At 72.2% G+C, this 17,438-nt stretch carries 17 protein-coding genes, 7 tRNA genes and 1 pseudogene; 11 read left to right on the plus strand and 14 right to left on the minus strand.

Annotated features, from left to right (window positions below):
• Positions 1-152, minus strand: a pseudogene (locus ACWD0A_RS15815) (DUF4291 domain-containing protein); the annotation flags it as partial.
• 55 nt (positions 153-207) lie between these two features.
• Here ACWD0A_RS15815 and ACWD0A_RS15820 point away from each other — a divergent pair.
• Complete coding sequence (locus ACWD0A_RS15820) at positions 208-1,875, plus strand: hypothetical protein (RefSeq protein ID WP_451298402.1); 1,668 nt, start codon at positions 208-210, stop codon at positions 1,873-1,875.
• 37 nt (positions 1,876-1,912) lie between these two features.
• Here the strand turns inward: ACWD0A_RS15820 and ACWD0A_RS15825 are convergent, their stop codons facing one another.
• The 4 genes from ACWD0A_RS15825 to ACWD0A_RS15840 all read right to left on the minus strand — a co-directional run bounded on the left by ACWD0A_RS15825 (position 1,913) and on the right by ACWD0A_RS15840 (position 6,461).
• Positions 1,913-2,470 carry an HIT family protein gene (locus ACWD0A_RS15825; RefSeq protein WP_307716413.1) on the minus strand — a complete coding sequence of 186 codons (558 nt, stop codon included), beginning with the start codon at positions 2,468-2,470 and terminating at the stop codon, positions 1,913-1,915.
• Between the two features lie 71 nt (positions 2,471-2,541).
• Positions 2,542-4,518, minus strand: a complete 1,977-nt coding sequence (thrS, locus tag ACWD0A_RS15830; protein WP_451298405.1) for a threonine--tRNA ligase — start codon at positions 4,516-4,518, stop codon at positions 2,542-2,544.
• A 90-nt stretch (positions 4,519-4,608) separates the two neighbouring features.
• Complete coding sequence (locus tag ACWD0A_RS15835; protein WP_451298407.1) at positions 4,609-5,874, minus strand: hypothetical protein; 1,266 nt, start codon at positions 5,872-5,874, stop codon at positions 4,609-4,611.
• A complete protein-coding gene (locus tag ACWD0A_RS15840; protein ID WP_451298409.1) occupies positions 5,871-6,461 on the minus strand; it encodes a DUF4365 domain-containing protein in 591 nt (196 codons plus the stop codon). Before ACWD0A_RS15840 ends, ACWD0A_RS15835 begins: the two co-directional genes overlap by 4 nt.
• A gap of 121 nt (positions 6,462-6,582) precedes the next feature.
• On the opposite strand from ACWD0A_RS15840, the gene ACWD0A_RS15845 reads away from it, so the two are divergent.
• Positions 6,583-7,308 (plus strand): exonuclease domain-containing protein, encoded by a 726-nt coding sequence (locus tag ACWD0A_RS15845; protein ID WP_451298411.1) that lies wholly within the window; start codon positions 6,583-6,585, stop codon positions 7,306-7,308.
• Positions 7,309-7,367: 59 nt separating this feature from the next.
• On the opposite strand, the gene ACWD0A_RS15850 is transcribed toward ACWD0A_RS15845, so the two are convergent.
• Both ACWD0A_RS15850 and ACWD0A_RS15855 read right to left on the minus strand, forming a co-directional pair.
• A tRNA-Val gene (locus ACWD0A_RS15850) sits at positions 7,368-7,439 on the minus strand.
• Positions 7,440-7,478: 39 nt separating this feature from the next.
• Positions 7,479-7,925 (minus strand): SRPBCC family protein, encoded by a 447-nt coding sequence (locus ACWD0A_RS15855; protein WP_451298413.1) that lies wholly within the window; start codon positions 7,923-7,925, stop codon positions 7,479-7,481.
• Between the two features lie 102 nt (positions 7,926-8,027).
• Between ACWD0A_RS15855 and ACWD0A_RS15860 the strand changes: the two genes are divergently transcribed.
• Positions 8,028-10,508, plus strand: coding sequence for an SCO7613 C-terminal domain-containing membrane protein (locus ACWD0A_RS15860; protein WP_451298415.1), 2,481 nt, complete (start codon positions 8,028-8,030; stop codon positions 10,506-10,508).
• A 47-nt stretch (positions 10,509-10,555) separates the two neighbouring features.
• Here ACWD0A_RS15860 and ACWD0A_RS15865 read toward each other — a convergent pair.
• Positions 10,556-10,627 (minus strand) — tRNA-Val (locus ACWD0A_RS15865).
• Between the two features lie 54 nt (positions 10,628-10,681).
• Entirely contained in the window at positions 10,682-11,173 is a 492-nt protein-coding gene (locus ACWD0A_RS15870; RefSeq protein ID WP_451298417.1) for a TIGR02611 family protein, read from the minus strand.
• A gap of 190 nt (positions 11,174-11,363) precedes the next feature.
• On the opposite strand from ACWD0A_RS15870, the gene ACWD0A_RS15875 reads away from it, so the two are divergent.
• Together ACWD0A_RS15875 and ACWD0A_RS15880 are read left to right on the plus strand one after the other, a co-directional pair.
• Complete coding sequence (locus ACWD0A_RS15875) at positions 11,364-11,777, plus strand: SsgA family sporulation/cell division regulator (protein WP_003959770.1); 414 nt, start codon at positions 11,364-11,366, stop codon at positions 11,775-11,777.
• A 192-nt stretch (positions 11,778-11,969) separates the two neighbouring features.
• On the plus strand, positions 11,970-12,527 hold the full coding sequence (locus ACWD0A_RS15880) for a CGNR zinc finger domain-containing protein (RefSeq protein WP_451298419.1): 558 nt from the start codon (positions 11,970-11,972) through the stop codon (positions 12,525-12,527).
• Between the two features lie 63 nt (positions 12,528-12,590).
• Here ACWD0A_RS15880 and ACWD0A_RS15885 read toward each other — a convergent pair whose 3' ends face one another.
• A complete protein-coding gene (locus ACWD0A_RS15885; RefSeq protein WP_451298421.1) occupies positions 12,591-12,743 on the minus strand; it encodes a hypothetical protein in 153 nt (50 codons plus the stop codon).
• Positions 12,744-12,866: 123 nt separating this feature from the next.
• On the minus strand, positions 12,867-13,292 hold the full coding sequence (locus tag ACWD0A_RS15890) for a hypothetical protein (protein WP_451298423.1): 426 nt from the start codon (positions 13,290-13,292) through the stop codon (positions 12,867-12,869).
• A gap of 166 nt (positions 13,293-13,458) precedes the next feature.
• On the opposite strand from ACWD0A_RS15890, the gene ACWD0A_RS15895 reads away from it, so the two are divergent.
• Complete coding sequence (locus ACWD0A_RS15895) at positions 13,459-13,983, plus strand: DsbA family protein (protein WP_451298425.1); 525 nt, start codon at positions 13,459-13,461, stop codon at positions 13,981-13,983.
• Positions 13,984-13,991: 8 nt separating this feature from the next.
• Here ACWD0A_RS15895 and ACWD0A_RS15900 read toward each other — a convergent pair whose 3' ends face one another.
• From ACWD0A_RS15900 to ACWD0A_RS15910, 3 genes are read right to left on the minus strand one after another with little or no spacing between them, the layout of a single operon-like run.
• The gene (locus ACWD0A_RS15900; protein ID WP_451298427.1) at positions 13,992-14,834 is read right to left on the minus strand and encodes a GNAT family N-acetyltransferase; all 843 of its coding nucleotides are present in this window, start codon (positions 14,832-14,834) and stop codon (positions 13,992-13,994) included.
• Positions 14,835-14,893: 59 nt separating this feature from the next.
• Positions 14,894-15,724: an aminotransferase class IV gene (locus ACWD0A_RS15905; RefSeq protein ID WP_177153631.1), complete on the minus strand. Its 831-nt coding sequence runs from the start codon at positions 15,722-15,724 to the stop codon at positions 14,894-14,896.
• Positions 15,721-16,779 (minus strand): chorismate-binding protein, encoded by a 1,059-nt coding sequence (locus ACWD0A_RS15910; protein WP_451298429.1) that lies wholly within the window; start codon positions 16,777-16,779, stop codon positions 15,721-15,723. Before ACWD0A_RS15910 ends, ACWD0A_RS15905 begins: the two co-directional genes overlap by 4 nt.
• 189 nt (positions 16,780-16,968) lie before the next feature.
• Between ACWD0A_RS15910 and ACWD0A_RS15915 the strand changes: the two genes are divergently transcribed.
• The 5 genes from ACWD0A_RS15915 (at position 16,969) to ACWD0A_RS15935 (ending at position 17,426) form a co-directional block, all read left to right on the plus strand.
• Positions 16,969-17,041, plus strand: a tRNA-Gly gene (locus ACWD0A_RS15915).
• A gap of 36 nt (positions 17,042-17,077) precedes the next feature.
• A tRNA-Cys gene (locus ACWD0A_RS15920) sits at positions 17,078-17,151 on the plus strand.
• A 1-nt stretch (position 17,152) separates the two neighbouring features.
• Positions 17,153-17,224: transfer RNA gene (locus ACWD0A_RS15925), tRNA-Val, on the plus strand.
• Between the two features lie 19 nt (positions 17,225-17,243).
• Positions 17,244-17,315, plus strand: a tRNA-Val gene (locus tag ACWD0A_RS15930).
• Between the two features lie 39 nt (positions 17,316-17,354).
• Positions 17,355-17,426: transfer RNA gene (locus tag ACWD0A_RS15935), tRNA-Val, on the plus strand.
• Positions 17,427-17,438: the final 12 nt, after the last annotated feature.

Here is a 17,438-nt window from a genome sequence, read left to right on the forward strand (position 1 = left end):
GGCTTGATCCACGTCATCCGGTCCCGCTTCCAGGCCGCTGGAAAGCGGCCCGCTCGGGCCGCGGGCAGGCCGATCCCGGGGGTGCGGACGGCCGTCCCGATGTCCACTGCCGCGACCGCCCGGCCCCCGATACGCTGAGGTGTCCAGCTCATCAGGTGTGCGGGGCGCGGCAGTTGGGAACAGGCCGCAGTGCGAACGCGTGCGGCGATGGGGGCGGTAGTGACAGACGGATTCGATTTCACACCCGGGGCTCAGGTCCCGCTCATGGGGTCGGCCGGGCAGACCGCGGCGACCCATGCGCTCGCCTCGGCGGCGTACCGCGACGGCCCGGTCGCCGAGATCCTCAAGGCCAACAGCGAGTGGCACAAGTCCGAGGTGACACCGGGAAAGTTCTCCCTCTTCGAGCCGAACCTCGGTGAGGCTTTCTCCCGGGCGGTCCAGGTGCGGATGCTCGGCGGCGCCCGCAAGGCGCTGATCCAGTCCTTCGGCACCGAGCCCCAGACCGTCGTGGAGCACTGCCTGGCCGCCACCCGCATCCGCAAGGAGCGGGACGCCAGGCTCACCGCCGTCATGGCGCTGTGCGGACTGCTCTTCCTGCCCGGACTCCTGCTGTGGATGGGCGTGTTCCAGCTGCGCCGCACCCTCGCCGGCGCGGCGAACAAGCGCGCCGGAGCCGTCGGCACCCTCCTGCTCGTGGGCCTCGGCATCATGGCCGTGGTTCTGCTCCTGCGGCTGCCGTTCACCGGGTTCTGGGGCTACTACATCCGGGGCATGATCGTCGCCCCCGTCGTCGGCTGGATGCTCGCGAAGAGGATCTGCGAGTCCACCGCGAAGGACATGCGCGCGCGATGGGACAGCCTCCTGTCCGGAGGCGGCGGCATCGGCGCGAAGGTCCCCGAGGCCGTGCCGGGAAACCCCGACGAGACCGCCCGTGAGCAGCTGCGCCAGGGTCTGCAGAAGCTCACCGCCGAGCAGCACTCCAACGTCGTCTTCTACGCGGGCCCCAAGGGAATACTGGGCATGGGCACCCGCTGGGGCAGCTGGCAGATGGCCGAGGAGCTCGTCTCCAGCGAACCGGGCAAGGAGATCAACCAGTTCCGCAGCTGGGACGTCATAAGGGCCATCCACGACAAGCTGAAGCTGCTGGAACGCGGCCCGCTGAACTCCGGCGGCTTCCCGACCCCGTCCGTCCGGCACTGGATCGTCTCCCCGGTCGGCGAGAACGCCGCGGCGGTCGCCAGGCCCGAGGGCCAGGACGTGGAGACCTTCCAGGTCAGGGGCCACGAGATACAGCGCATCTGCAACCACCAGCAGTTCGGCGGCGGCAACCGCCACTACCTGGGCGTGCAGTTCACGCTGTGGGACGGCCAGTTGGTCATCACCATGATGATCACCGTCACCGTGCTCCACGAGACCCTGCGCGTGGAGGTCACCGGGCACGCGCTCGGCCCGGTGCACTCCCTGTTCACCACCAAGCCCGAGCCCAAGACGGTCACCGTCAGCAAGACCGTCAAGTTCTGGGAGACGGTCGACCGCGTGCTGCCGCTGGTGGACGCGCCCGAGGTCGTACGCCTGGCGGTGCGGGCGCCCTTCACCTGGTTCCCGCCGCTGCTCGACTTCCTCGGCGGCAAGCTGGTGCTGCCGGAGCCGTTCGGACTGCGCCACGCCTGGGCCGAGAAGCCCTGGCGGCACCGGTTCATGGCGGACGACGCGATGCGCGCCGCCACTCCGGTGCTGCGCGTGGCCCACGCCGCCGCGATGAAGGTCCTGGCCGACAACGGCGTCAGCACGGAGAAGTTCGACAACCGCTCCATGGTCGTCAGCGGGTTCGTCCAGGACCCGACTCCGCGGAACGCGGACCTGTACGACGCGTGAGGCCGTACGGCTCCGGTGCGGGCGGCTCCGGTGCGGCTCAGAGGGGCCAGGCGGCGGCGAGCATCCGGCGGGTGTCGGCGAGGAGCTGCGGCAGGACCTTGGTCGAGCCGATGACGGGCATGAAGTTGGTGTCGCCGCCCCACCGGGGCACGATGTGCTGGTGCAGGTGGGCGGCGATCCCGGCCCCGGCGGCGCTGCCCTGGTTGAGGCCGATGTTGAACCCGTGGGCGCCGGAGGCGGCCCGCAGGGCGGTCATGGCCTCCTTGGTCAGCCGTGCGAGCTCGACGGTCTCGGCGTCGTCCAGCTCGGTGTAGTCGGCGACGTGGCGGTAGGGGACGACCATCAGGTGGCCGCCGTTGTAGGGGTAGAGGTTGAGCACGGCGTAGACCGTCTCGCCGCGGGCGATGATCAGACCGTCCTCGTCGGACTTCGACGGGATCGAGCAGAACGGGCAGCCGTCGTCGGCCCCGGGGCCGGTCGGCTTGTTCTCGCCCTGGATGTACGCCATGCGGTGAGGCGTCCACAGGCGCTGGAACGAGTCAGGCGTCCCGACTCCGATCTGCTGCTCCGGCTCAGTCGTCATGCGTGCCAGCATATTCGCCGGTGAGGGCGGCATGCGGCGAGGGGCGGCCCCTTCCGGGACCGCCCCTCGCGTGCCTGCTCGGGTCAGACCTGGACCCGTCGTTCCACCACGTCGACGAGCTTGGCCAGGGCCTCCTCGCGCGGAATGCCGTTCTCCTGCGAGCCGTCGCGGTAGCGGAAGGAGACGGTGCCCGCGTTCATGTCCTCGTCACCGACGATGATCATGAACGGGACCTTCTGCTTCTGCTGGTTGCGGATCTTCTTCTGCATCCGGTCCGAGGACGCGTCGACCTCGACCCGCAGCCCCTTCTTCTTCGCGTCCGCCGCGAACTGCTGCAGGTACTCGACGTGCGCGTCACCGATCGGGATGCCGACGGCCTGGACGGGCGCCAGCCACGGCGGCATCGCGCCCGCGTAGTGCTCGAGCAGCACCGCGAAGAACCGCTCGATCGAGCCGAACAGGGCACGGTGGATCATGACCGGGCGCTGCTTGGTCCCGTCGGGGCCGGTGTACTCGAGGTCGAAGCGCTCCGGCAGGTTGAAGTCGAGCTGGACGGTCGACATCTGCCAGGTCCGGCCGATCGCGTCCTTGGCCTGGACGGAGATCTTCGGGCCGTAGAAGGCGGCGCCGCCCGGGTCCGGGACCAGCGGCAGACCCTGCTTCTCGGCCACCTGCCGCAGCGTCTCGGTGGCCTCCTCCCAGACCTCGTCGCTGCCGACGAACTTCTCCGGGTCCTTGGTGGACAGCTCCAGGTAGAAGTCGGTCAGACCGTAGTCGCGGAGCAGGTTGAGCACGAAGGTGAGCGTCGAGTCGAGCTCGTCCGCCATCTGCTCCTTGGTGCAGTAGATGTGCGCGTCGTCCTGGGTGAAGCCGCGGGCACGGGTCAGACCGTGCACGACGCCGGACTTCTCGTAGCGGTACACGGTCCCGAACTCGAAGAGGCGCAGCGGCAGTTCACGGTAGGACCGGCCGCGCGCGTCGAAGATCAGGTTGTGCATCGGGCAGTTCATGGGCTTGAGGTAGTAGTCCACGCCCTCGTCGAGCTGCATGGGCGGGTACATGCCCTCGGCGTACCAGTCGAGGTGGCCCGACGTCTCGAAGAGCTTCCCCTTGGTGGCGTGCGGGGTGTAGACGAACTCGTACCCCTCCTCCTCGTGCCGCTTGCGCGAGTAGTCCTCCATGACCCGGCGGATGATGCCGCCCTTGGGGTGGAAGACCGCGAGGCCGGAGCCGATCTGGTCCGGGATGGAGAAGAGGTCCAGCTCGTTGCCGAGCTTGCGGTGGTCGCGCTTCTCGGCCTCGGCGAGGAAGTCCAGGTGCGCCTTCAGCTCGTCCTTGGACGGCCAGGCGGTGCCGTAGATGCGCTGGAGCATCGGGTTCTTCTCGCTGCCGCGCCAGTAGGCGGCGGCGTTGCGCATCAGCTTGAAGGCCGGGATGTTGCGCGTGGTGGGCAGGTGGGGGCCCCGGCAGAGGTCCTTCCAGCACAGGTCGCCCGTCTTGGCGTCCAGGTTGTCGTAGATCGTGAGCTCGCCGGCGCCCACCTCGACGTCGGCGCCGTCGTCGTGCGAGGCGGAGCCCTTGAGGCCGATCAGCTCCAGCTTGTACGGCTCGTCGGCGAGCTCCTCGCGGGCGGCGTCGTCGGTGACGACGCGGCGCGAGAAGCGCTGGCCGCGCTTCTGGATCTCCTGCATCTTCTTCTCGATGGCCTTGAGATCCTCGGGCGTGAACGGCTTCTCGACGTCGAAGTCGTAGTAGAAGCCGTCCTTGACCGGCGGGCCGATGCCGAGCTTGGCCTCCGGGAAGAGCTCCTGCACGGCCTGGGCCATGACGTGCGCGGTGGAGTGGCGCAGGATGTTGAGGCCGTCCTCGGAGGAGATCTCGACAGGCTCGACCTCCTCGCCGTCCTTGATCTCGTACGCGAGGTCCTTCAGCTCTCCGGCCACGCGGGCGGCGACGACCGTGCGCTCGCCGGCGAAGAGGTCGGCGGCCGTAGTGCCCGTCGTCACCACGCGCTCTTCCCGCTCGGAATCGCGTTGGATGATCACACGGACGTCTGACACCGGTCTCTCCTGACTGAAGGTGGATGCACGGCCTGGCACAGCACGCGCACCTGGAATCGTACCGAGCCGGAGCGACCACTCGCGAAACGGTTACGGGGCCGGGCGTGAGTCCTCCTCGTCCCCCGCTTCCCCGAAGAAGTCCAGGTTCTCCTGGAGCGACTTCATCAGCCGGTCCCGCTCCGCGTCGTCGACCGGCACGGGGGTCACGCCGGAGGCGTCGGTCAGCCGCCGGAATCCGCCCCGGCTCTCCAGCCGGCCGATCAACCGGATCGGCAGTCCGACCAGATGGGCGTGGCCGGCCGTGCGGTAGGAGTCCTCGTCCAGCGCCACCCGCACATGCGGCACCTCGGCCCCGGCCAGCACCCGCAGCCGTACGGTGCCCGGGCCCCGTGGTCCCGAGCGGCGCATGCGGACGACGGTGCCGGTGATCCGCACGGGGACGGACGGCTCGTCCTGGAGGTAGCGGGCGCCCGCCTCGCGCAGGGCGGGCAGGTCCCCCGCCGAGAACTCCACCGGCTCCATGCGGGCGGCGCAGCCCTGGGGCACCCCGGCGGCCGGGGACCAGTCGAGCGTGATGCGCGCTCCCTCCGAGCCGCGCACGAGCGCGATCACGGCCTCGGTCAGCTCGCAGCTGACGCCTGCCTGCACGGCGGTGTCGAACGCCTCCATGCCGCCCGCGGCCCGCCGGTAGTCGATGGCCTCGCGGGTGGCCTGGAGCGCGTGGGCGAGCCGGACGGCGACCGTGCGGCCGGTCTGCACGGGGACGAAGGCGGTGAGGGAACGGCCGCCGGGCGCCGGGCCCACCAGGACGCCTTCGAGCAGGGCCTGCGCCTGCCTGCGGTGACGGGCGCCGTAGTAGCCGGCGCGGCCCCGTACGGCGAGGGCGCCGGCCAGCAGCATCTGGCGGGCGGCCGAGCGCAGCTGTTCCTGCGCGGTCCACGAGACGGTGCCGGACGGTCCCTGGGGGATGTCGCGCCACCAGCGGATCTCGTCGCTGGGAACGGTGAGCCCGACGAGGACGTCGCGGGCCGAGGGAGCGGCGCTGCGGGCGAGTGCGGTGAGCGCTTCGCCGATGAGGTCCTCGCAGTCGGGGAAGGCGCGGCTCTCGGGCACGAGCAGGCTGGTGCCGCCGGCGGCAGGGCCGGGCGGGGTCCAGCGCGTGTAGCGCCCGGCGGCCCCGCCGCGGCGCCGCCAGCCGTGGCGGTCCAGGAGAGCGCCGAGGACGGCGGGGTCGATCTGGGCGGGGTCCGGCTCCGCCGTGGCGCCCCAGGGGCCGGGCGGGTCGGCCGTGGGGTCGGGGCGGCTGCCGGGCTGCGGGAAGCGGTGGAGGTGCTCGTCGAAGGGCCGGTGCGTCAAGGTCTACCTCCCGCCCCGACGCGCGCCATGATCTCGCAGAGCGCGCGGTCGTCGAAGATCCGCGTGGTCGGGATCCGCACAGTGGTCCGGCGCCTGCCCGTCACCGGGTGGCCTGCCAGATTGGTCCAGTAGCAGCAGTGCCTGAGGTCGAGCCGGTCGTGGCTGGCGCGCAGCCACTCGTCCTGAGTGCGGGGGACGAGCATGACGACCAGGATCTTGTGCACCGAGACCGGTGTGCGGGCGAGCTTCACCAGGTGGTCGTTGTCGAGGGTGAAGGAGAACGCGGGTCCCGGTGGGTGGGGCGGGATCTGGTAGGTGCACTTGAGCTGCACCTTGATGGTCACTTCGTCGTCGACCGTGTGCCGGGCCGAGCTGTGGCTGACGTGCCAGTCGATGCCGTTGTCCGGGAACGGCTGGGACAGCGAGCAGCCGGCCGCGGCGGCGACCGCGTGCAGATAGCCCACCTGGAGCGTCTCCATGCAGGCGGTGGTGGCGAGCGCTCCGCGCAACGGAACGGTCCCGTGGGGCTGGGGGCACCTCCCGCTTGCGGGGGACAGCCCTCCCGATTCGGGCTGGGCGAGCGCCATGGCAATTTCCTTCCCCGTCACCTGTGTTGTCACCGCACGGCGTACGGCGCAAACAGCCCGGGTATCACCGATTCGGGCAGGGCCCTTCGCCATCTGCCAGGCACGTGCGAGGAGTTCGGGGATGACGCACTGGTTCGACGGCCCGCTGGCCGCATTTGACACGGAGACAACCGGAGTGGACGTCGAGGCGGACCGGATCGTGTCGGCCGCGGTGGTCGTCCAGGACACGCCCGGCGGACGGCCGCGCATCACACGGTGGTTGGTGAATCCGGGCATCCCGGTGCCGCCGGCCGCCACCGAGGTGCACGGCCTGACGGACGATCACCTCCAGCGCAACGGGCGCTGGCCGGCGCCGGTGATGGAGGAGATAGCGAGGTCGCTGGCGGACCAGTGCGCGGCGTCGCGCCCGCTGGTGGTGATGAACGCACCCTTCGATCTGACCATCCTGGACCGGGAGTTGCGCCGTCACCGGGCCTCGTCGCTGGCGCGCTACCTGGAGAACGTACCGCTGTGCGTGCTGGATCCGCGGGTGCTGGACAAGCACCTGGACCGCTACCGCAAGGGGCGGCGGACGCTCACCGATCTGTGCGCGCACTACGAGGTGGCGCTGGACGGGGCACACGACGCCGCGGCCGACGCGCTGGCGGCGATGGAGGTCGTACGGGCGGTGGGGCGGCGTTTCGCGTCACGGCTGGAGCGGCTTTCCGCCGCGGAGCTGCACACGTTGCAGGCGGTGTGGCACGCGGCGCAGGCGCGGGGGCTGCAGGCGTGGTTCGCGCGCAGCGGTGTCCCCGAGCCGGTCGATCCGGCGTGGCCGCTGCGTCCGGACCTGCCCGCGGCGGCGTGACGGTCGGCGGCACGAACGCGTGAGGCCGGTCCGCCTGCTGACGGACCGGCCTCTCCCGGTGGGCGATACTGGGTTCGAACCAGTGACCTCTTCGGTGTGAACGAAGCGCTCTCCCACTGAGCTAATCGCCCGGGAACGCACTGAACCATACAGGGCGTCGCCGCCTTCCTTCAAACCGCTTCGAGGTAAGCGGCCAGACCGCGCCGTCCACCGCGCATCATCAGCGCGTGGTTGGCCCTGAAGACCGGGCGGCAGGGCACGGCGAGGCGCCTCATCAGCGGCTTGTGCACCTCGACCTCCTGCTCGAACAGGGCCCGCGTTCCGGCGCCGTGCTCCGTCACGGTCCAGCGCGACCAGCCCGCGAGGTCTCCGTCCAGCACGATCTCCAGCACGCCGGCCGCCGGGTCCCGACGGCCGGCGTGCGCGGTGACGCGGAGGTCGTACGGGAGGAAGGAGCGGAAGCGGACGGTGCCGGACTCCTCGTCCGCGAGGTCGACGGCGCGCACCTGCGGCCACCACCGCGGGTACTCCTCGGCCCGCTCCAGGACGCGGTAGACGGCCTCCGGGGCGGCCGGCAGGTCCCAGACGCTGCGGAAGCGGTAGCGGCACCAGTCCATGGCCCCAGTCTGGCCCGGCTGCGACCGCCGCGGCCTACTCATGGCGGATCTGAGTATCCGCGCCCATGCCCGGACCTTGTGGCGCGCGCCACACTTCCGGCCATGAAGAACGTTCCGACCCCCGCCGAGGAACTGGCGATCCTCGACCGCGAGCTGCGTCAACTGGACGCCCGCCGGGCGCAGTTGCTGGCCCGGCGCAGCTGGCTGCTGGCCGCCCTGCGGCCGCCGGTCACCGCGTCCGCGCCGCCGCCCTTCCCGCCGTCGGGTTCCTGGCCGGCCGGTCCGCGGCCGCACGCCGAGGCGTCCCCGCCGAGCGTGCAGAACGTGCTGCTGACGCTCGGGGGCATCCTGCTGGCCGTCGCGGCGATCGCGTTCACGCTGGTCAGCTGGGGCCACATGGGCATCGGCGGCCGCTCGGCGGTGCTCGGCGCGGTCACGCTGGCGGCCCTGGGCACGCCGGCGGTCCTGCTGCGCCGCGGTCTCGCCTCGACGGCCGAGTCGGTGGGCGTTCTGGGACTGGTGCTGATGGTGCTGGACGCGTACGCGGTGCACCGGGTCGCCCTGGCGGGCACCGACGGACTGGCGTACGCGGCCGGGGTGTCGGCGGTGCTGGCAGGGCTCTGGTCCGCGTACGGCCTGGCCCTGCCGCGGCTGCGCGCCCCGCTGCCGACGGCGCTGGTGACGGCGCAGTTGCCGCTGCCGCTGTGGGCGCTGGCCGGTGGTCCGGCCGCGCCCCCGATGGAGTGGGCGCTGCTGCTGACCGCGGCGGCGGACGTCGCGGTGGCGCTGTGGGGGCGGCCGGCGGTGGTGCGCGGGTTCGCCTGGGTGACCGCCTCGGTCACGGGCGGTCTGGCGATGCTGACCGGCCTGTGGCTCTCCGTGGCCGCCGGCTCACCCGGGGAGGCGGCCGGTCCGGCGGTCCTGCTGCTCGCGGCCTCGGCGGTGGCGCTGTTCGCGGCGTGGCGTTCGCCGGCCGCCGCGCCGGGCGCGTCGGTGGTCGCCGGTCTGGCGGCGGTCGCGGCCGTCGGCGGACCGATCCGTACGGCGGTCCCGCAGGGGTGGGCGGTAGTGGGCTACCTCCTGTGCGCGACGGCGCTCCTCGCGGTCGTCCGCACGTCCCTGCCCGAGCGCGTGCGGCAGGGTCTCGCCCGGTCGGCGGGCGCCGTGCAGGCGGCGGCCGCGGTGACGGCGCTGCCTGCGGTGCTCGTGTCGCTCGCGGGCCCGGCCACGCAGGTCACGGACATCTGGTCGACGGCACCGGCCGGCACGCGGGAGGCGCTGTCCCTGGACGTGCCGCTCTCCGTTCTCCCGGCTGCCCCGCTGGTCCTCGCGGTCCTCGCGGCGACGGCGGCGCTGGTGGCGCGCCGCCTTCCGGCCGACGACTGCGCGTCGCAGGCCGCCACGGACCACGCGGCGGCCGGTGCCCCTCCGACGGCCGCCGACGGCCACGGCAGCGCGCTGGGCGCCCTGCTCCGTCCCGCTGCGGCCTGCGGCTCCCTGGTCCTGTTCTGGGCCGCGCTGCTGGTCCTGCCCGTGGTCCTCGATGTGCCGTACGGCATCGCGGTCGGCTGGCAGCTGGTCCTCGCCGTGGCGCTCTTCGCGCTCGGTGCCGTACGGCACGCCCCGCTCGCGCACACCGCCCTGGCCTGCGGCCTGGCCGGCTCGGTGAGCGTGGCGCTGCTGTCCCTGGCGACGCGTCCGGCGACGTTCGTCGTGCTGGGGTTGCTGCCGGCGGCGCTCGCGGCCGCGGCGTTCCGGGCGCGCGGCCCGGCGCAGCAGGTGGCCGCCTGCGCGGCGACCGTGTTCGCGACCGGCCTCGCAGGGGCCTGCGCGGCCGCCGCCGGGCTGCCGCCGCACCGCGCGGCCCTCGTGCTGCTGCTCGTCCCCGCGGCTGCCGCCCTCGCCGGTGCACGCCTCGGCCGCCACCCCGTGGCCCTGCCGGTGGAGGCCACCGCGGCCGGCGCCGGCCCGGTCGCCGTGCTGCTCGCCACCGGACACCTCCCCACCCTGGCCCTGGTGCTGGCCCTGTGCGGCGTGATCGCCGCGGGCACAGCGGTGCGGGCCGAGCGCCGCCCGGCCGCCGGGTACGTCGCCGCGGTGCTGTTCGTGCTCGCCACGTGGGTGCGTCTGTTCGCCTCCGAGGTGGCCTCGCCCGAGGCGTACACGCTGCCCGTCACGGTCCCCGCGCTCGTGATCGGCGCGCTGCGCCGCCGGCGGGACCCGCAGGCGTCGTCGTGGACGTCGTACGGTCCCGGCCTCGCGGCGACCTTCGTGCCGAGCCTGTTCGCGGCCTGGGGCGACGAGCACTGGCTGCGGCCGCTGCTGCTGGGCGTCGCCGCGCTCGCCGTCACCCTTGCGGGCGCGCGGCTGCGGCTGCAGGCGCTGCTGGTGCTCGGCGGCGCGGTGCTCGCGCTGGACGCACTCCACGAGCTCGCCCCGTACGTGGTCCAGGTCGTCGACGCGCTCCCCCGCTGGCTGCCCCCGGCGGTGGCGGGTCTGCTACTGCTCGCGGTCGGCGCCACGTACGAGCAGCGGCTGCGGGACGCGCGCAGGCTCAGGGAGAGCCTCGGCCGGATGCGCTGAACGCCGAAGGCCCCGGAGACTGGTGTCTCCGGGGCCTTCGGTCCGGGTGGGCGATACTGGGTTCGAACCAGTGACCTCTTCGGTGTGAACGAAGCGCTCTCCCACTGAGCTAATCGCCCGGGCGCACCGCAAACATTACCCCATGTCAGCGGGTCCCCAGGACCACTGCGGGGTCACTCGTCGATCTTCCACGGCATCACGATGCCGAACTTCCAGAGGTAGATGCCGACGAGCACGGCGATGATCACCAGGCCGACCGTCGTGAGGATGATGTTCCGCCGCCGGACCTTGGGGTCGAGCGCGCGCTGGGCGGCCTCGGTGACCTTGCGCTTGGTCCAGCGCAGCACCAGCTGGGCCCAGACGAACTCGGTGGCCCAGATCGCCATGCCGCCGAAGATCACGACCCAGCCGGGACCCGGCAGCACGAGCATCGCCACGCCCGCGCCGACGACCGCGAGGCCGACGACGAAGACGCCGACCTGCCAGCTGATGTGCAGCGTTCTCGACCGCTTGATGAAGTGCGGCGCCCGCGAGCCGAGCTCCCGCTCGTCCTCCCTCGCCGCCTCCTGGGCCGGCTGCGCCGCGCCCGTCGTCACGTCCCCCGTCGCGGGGGCGGAGGCCGCGTCCGCGACCGCCTCGTCCCGCTCGTCACTCTGCGCATTCATAACGCCCAACTTACCCGATCGAACACCGTCACCGGATTGGCCGTATAACACAAAGTAATGCACGCCCGTACGAGCGACCCGAGGGATCACAAAACGGTCAGAGGGGTTTACAACGGCACCGTAGGTGGCATGTCGATTTCGCCGACGTGCGAATCCCCGAGCGCACACTGAGCGAAAGGCCCTGGCGCTTATGAACACCACGGTCAGCTGCGAGCTGCACCTGCGCCTCGTTGTATCGAGCGAGTCCTCACTGCCTGTACCCGCGGGCCTGCGGTATGACACGGCCGATCCCTACGCCGTGCACGCCACCTTCCACACCGGAGCCGAAGAGACGGTCGAGTGGGTCTTCGCCCGCGACCTCCTCGCAGAGGGGCTGCACCGCCCCACCGGCACGGGCGACGTACGAGTCTGGCCGTCCCGCAGCCACGGCCAGGGCGTCGTCTGCATCGCCCTCAGCTCCCCGGAGGGCGAAGCCCTCCTGGAGGCCCCGGCGCGGGCCCTGGAGTCGTTCCTCAAGCGGACGGACGCCGCGGTGCCACCGGGCACCGAGCATCGGCATTTCGACCTCGACACGGAGCTCTCGCACATCCTGGCCGAAAGCTGAGCCAGGTGAAAAGCCGCCCGGCGCCGTCCGTCTCGGGGAGACGGCGCCGTGCGGAGAATTCCCATACAGCCGGCACCGGCGCCGTCGTCACGGAATCCACCGTGACGACGGCGCTGCTGTGATCCCGGCACGAACCGCTAGAGTCGGCGCAATTCGGCGGGCACCGGCCCGCGGCCGGCCAGGGAGCGAATCGTGCTGATCCCCCACGACACCCGTATCGCCCTCGACACCGTCGTCGATCTGGTGAACACCGCACCGGAGGGCGACCAGGAGGACGGACTCGCGGACGTCGCGGCGCTCGACGAGTTCGTCCGGAGTCACCACGTCAGCGACGTGGGTGATCTGGGGCAGAAGGACCTCGCCGCGATGCAGGGCGTGCGGGACCGCTTCGCGGAGGTCTTCGCGGCGCGGGACAGCCGTACCGCGGCAGAACTGATCAACCAGCTCGTCGCGGCTGCCGGCACGACGCCGCAGCTCACCGATCACGACGGCTACGACTGGCACGTGCACTACTTCGCGCCGGGCGCCTCGGTGGCGGACCATCTCGCGGCGGACTGCGGGATGGCGCTGGCGTTCATCGTGGTCGCGGGCGAGCAGGAGCGGCTGCGGCGCTGCGAGGCGCCGGACTGCGGACGTGCCTTCGTCGACCTCTCGCGCAACCGGTCACGGCGTTACTGCGACAGCCGCACGTGCGGGAACCGGCTGCATGTCGCGGCCTACCGGGCCCGCCGCAAGGAAGCCGCCGGCTGACGGGCGGGCGGCCCGCCCCTTCCGCACCCCGGTCGTCTCCGGCCGCCGAGGGCACGGGACGGGTCACAGCAGGAACAGGTCGTGCACCGCGCCCATCAGCAGCAGCACGCCGATCACGCCGAGGAAGATCATGAGGGGCGGCTGGGAGAGCGCGAACAAGCAGCCGCGCGGCTCTGGGGTCGGTGCGGGGGCCTGGCCCCGGGAGGTATCGAGCATCTCGGGCCGATCATGACGCAGCGCGCCACGGCGTGATCGACCAACACACCCCGAGGGCGGGGTAGTTCATCACATCCCGCGCGGCAGGACCGGGCGCCCGCGCCCGGTCCGGGCCCACGGGCCCTAGATGCCGTGCTTCTTCAGGATCGCCTCGATGTCGCTGAAGTCGTCGGCCGCGGTCGTCTTCGGCGCCGCGGACGGACGCGCACCGCCGAGGGCGGGCGTGGACGCGCCGGACTCGGCGGCGGAGCGCTGCGCCGCGGCGGCGGCCTTGCGCTCCCGGCGACTGCCTCCGGAGCGCCGTTCGACGGCACGGGTGGTCATGAACAGCAGCCAGGCGCCGCCGAGCAGGCCGAAGCCGAGCCAGGCCGACGGGCTGAAGGCCGTGTCCACGAGCCACTGGACGGCCCCGGTCAACACCAGGCCGACGGGAACCAGGGAGTACGCGGCGATACGGGTCGCGGCGAGGAAACGCCTGCGGTACGCCGTGATCGCGGCGATGCCCAGGCCCGCCGCGGACACCGCGGAACAAATGGTCTCGGCAAGCATCCGGTCCTCCAGGCATCGGCGGGCACGAGGTGTTACGTCCCTTCCATCCTGCACCGTCCCCCTGACCGCGGGCCATGCCCGGCGGCGACCTCAGGGGGATCTCGGGGACGGTCTCCTCCTGCGGTCCCGGTTGGGTGCGCCGGGGACCGGCTGGAAGACTGGCCCCATGAGCGACTCCACCACCGCCCGCCCCGTCGTCCTCGACGTCTGGTGCGAGCTCCAGTGCCCCGACTGCCGTGCCGCCCTGGAGGACCTGCGGGCCCTGCGCGCGCGGTTCGGCGACCGGCTGGAACTGCGGCTGCGGCACTTCCCCCTCGACAAGCACCGGCACGCGTTCTCCGCCGCGCAGGCCGCGGAGGAGGCGGCCGAGCAGGGGAAGGGCTGGCCGTACGCGGAGGCCGTGCTGGAGCGCACCGATGACCTGGCGGCGCGGGGCGAGCCCGTGCTGCTCGAGGTGGCGCGCGAACTCGGCCTGGACGCCGAGGAGTTCGACACCGCCCTGATCGACGGCCGGCACATCCTGATCGTCGACGCGGACCAGGCCGAGGGCAAGGCGATCGGGGTGACGGGCACGCCGACGTACGTCATCGGCGGCGAGCGCCTCGACGGCGGAAAGAGCCAGGAGGGGCTGCGCGCCCGGATCGAGGAGATCGCCGAGCGGCTGCTCGGGGAGCGGACGGACACCCCGTAGCCCCGCGGTCAGAGGAGCCGCTTGACGAAGTTGTGGTGCGTGGTCCGGTAGCCGAGGGACTCGTAGAGGCGCTGCGCCGGGGTGTTGCCCGCGAAGACGTGCAGACCGATCAGCGTGTTGCCGGCGGCGCGGGCGATGCGCTCGGCGAGCAGCATCAGGGCGCGGCCGTAGCCCCTGCCGCGGTGCTCCTCGGCCACCTCGACGTCGAAGACATAGGCCCCCTGCTCCCCCGGGCGCACCTCGTGCCGCGTCGCGACCCAGACGTGCCCGACCACGGTGTCCTCCTCGACCAGGCAGTACAGCTCGGCGCCCGGCGTCGCGAGACCTTCCGGCAGGAGGGTGCGGTGGAGGTCCTCCGAGCGGGTGAGGGCCTCCTCGCGCGGCACTCCCCTGGCGATCCACTCCTCGGCGTAGTGCGCGACCGCCTTGGAGCGCCACCTGTCGAACTCGGCCTCGTCCATGGGCCGCCCCTCGACCGCGCCGGGCAGCGGGGGCGGACCGTCCGGCAGCTCCTTGAGCATGGTGCGGCCGCGCTCGGTGTAGCCGAGGGCGGAGACCATGCGCAGGGCGGCCGTGCCGTCGGCCGGGACGGAGGTGCGGGCCTCGGTGCAGCCCCAGCCCCGCAGTACCTCCTCGGCGGCGAGCGCGGCGACGGTGCCGCGGCCGCGCCTGCGGTCCGCGTCGTCGATGGTCAGGGAGCGCACGTAGCCGACCGAGGGCCCGGCCCCGGCGTCCGTCGCGAGGAGGACGGAGCCGACCGGCCGGCCGTTCACACAGACGTCGTACGCCCGCGAGGCGGCGCCGGACTCGTCGCGCTGTATCGGCCCGGTGGGCCGCAGGGTTGTGGTCATCGGAGACTTTCTACCTGCCCCGCGGCCGTCCGACACCACGTTTTCCGACGGGCCTGCTCCTACGGGGACTTGGGGTCCGGGTCGGCGGCCGCCCGCTCCTCGAAGACGCGCATCGCCTTCGTCGTCACGGGGCCGGGGGCCTGTCCGATCTCGCGGCCGTCGATGCGGACGACGGCCTGCACGTCGCGGAGGGTGGAGGTAAGGAAGACCTCCTCGGCCCGGTCGAGCACGTCGAGCGGCAGGTCCGTCTCCTTGGCCCCCGTCCACTCCACGGTCAGGGCGCGGGTGATGCCCGCGAGGCAGCCGGAGGAGACCGGCGGGGTGTGCAGTTCGCCGTCGAGGACGACGAAGACGTTCGAGCCGGTGCCCTCGCAGAGCTGCCCGACGGTGTTGGCGAACAGCGCCTCGGAGGCGCCCTGCTGGTGCGCCCGCGCCAGGGCGACGACGTTCTCGGCGTACGAGGTGGTCTTCAGGCCGGTCAGCGCGCCGCGCTCGTTGCGCGTCCACGGGACGGTGATCACGGCGGTGGTGTCGGGCCTGCGGCCGCTCTCGCCGAGGGCGACGACCAGGGTCGGGCCGGCGTCGCCGCGGTCGGAGCCGAGCGGCGAGAGCCCTCCGGTGTAGGTGATGCGCAGGCGCCCGAGCGGCATCGGGTTGGCGTCGAGGACGGCGGCACAGGCGCGGCGCACCTCGTCGTGGTCGGGCTCGGGCAGGCCGAGGCCGCGGGCCGAGCGCGTGAGCCGTTCCAGATGGCGGGTGAGGGCGAAGGGCTGCCCGTGGACCGCCTTCACGGTCTCGAAGATGCCGTCGCCCACGGTCATGCCGTGGTCGAGGACCGACACCCGGGCGTCCTCGGCGTCCTTGAGCTCGCCGTTGACCCAGAGCTTCATCCAGCTGTCCTTCCGCTTGCCTCGTACGCACCCGACGCTACCGCGAGCAGCCGGGACGCCTTCAGTTCGGTCTCGTCCCACTCGCGCTCGGGGTCGGAGCCCCAGGTGATCCCGGCGCCGGTGCCGAAGCGCAGCGCGGGACCGTCCGGGGCTCGGCGGTCGATCCAGAACGTGCGTATGCCGACGGCGAGCTCGCCGGTGCCGCGGTCGGCGTCGACCCAGCCGATGCCTCCGCAGTACGGGCCGCGGGGAGAGGTCTCCAGCGCCTCGATGATCTTCAGCGCGCTGGACTTGGGGGCGCCGGTGACCGAGCCGGGCGGGAACGTGGCCGCCAGCAGCTCGCTCCAGCCGGCCTCCGGGGCGAGATCGCCGCGCACGGTGGAGACGAGGTGGACCAGCCCCGGGTGCGGCTCGACCGCGCAGAGTGCGGGCACGCTCACGCTGCCGGTGACGCAGACGCGGCCGAGATCGTTGCGGACGAGGTCCACGATCATCACGTTCTCCGCGTGGTCCTTCTCGAGCAGGTCCTCGGCGGTCCGGCCGGTGCCCTTGATCGGTCCCGACTCGACGGTGCGGCCGGCGCGGCGCAGATACAGCTCGGGCGACGCGGTGGCGATCTCGACTCCGTGCGCCGGGAGACGGATCGTCCCCGCGTACGGGGCGGGGTTGCCGCGGGCCAGCAGCGCGGTGAGCTCGTCGACGTCGGCGCCGTCCGGGTCGGGCAGCGGCGCGGACAGCACCCGGCACAGGTTCGCCTGGTACACGTCGCCGGCCGCGATGTGCTCGCGGATGCACCGTACGCCGGCGGTGTAGGAGGCGCGGTCCAGCGACGAGGTCCAGTCCCCGGCGGCCGGGCCCCGCCACCGTCCGGGCACGGGCTCGGGCACCGGTTCCGTACGGACGTCGCCGAAGCGGGCGCAGGTCAGCCGCCCCTCGAAGTCCGCGGCGACGGCCCAGAACCCGGAGGAGTCCAGAGCAGAGGGGTCGCTGGTGACGTCCCGGAGGTCGGTGGCGACGAGGGGGCCGAAGCGGGCCAGAGGAGCGAGGGCGTGCACGTCTGTGAGTCTATGACCGGCGGGGATGGGGCGGGGAAGAGCGGCCGGTCGGCCGCCGCCGAGCCGCCGATGAGCTGCCGCGACGCGCACACACCTCAGCACGCTGCACAAACGCGTTTTTGTACTGGCCCAGGAATCCGCTAGAGTTCAACACGTCGCCGGGACGCGTAAGCGAAACGGAAACGACAGGCGGACGTGGCTCAGTTGGTAGAGCATCACCTTGCCAAGGTGAGGGTCGCGAGTTCGAATCTCGTCGTCCGCTCGAGAATGGGGGGTCTTCCCGACCCCCCGCACTCCGGGTGGAGTGGCCGAGAGGCGAGGCAACGGCCTGCAAAGCCGTCTACACGGGTTCAAATCCCGTCTCCACCTCCATGGACGATTAGCTCAGCGGGAGAGCGCTTCCCTGACACGGAAGAGGTCACTGGTTCAATCCCAGTATCGTCCACTGGTCCGCAAGGATCCCCGCGCGATTAGCTCAGCGGGAGAGCGCTTCCCTGACACGGAAGAGGTCACTGGTTCAATCCCAGTATCGCGCACGCAGCACCTCGCAGTACGCCGCAGCAGTGCGGTGACCTGCGCGATTAGCTCAGCGGGAGAGCGCTTCCCTGACACGGAAGAGGTCACTGGTTCAATCCCAGTATCGCGCACCCTCCAAAGCC

This window comes from Streptomyces sp. NPDC002867 (assembly GCF_053591895.1).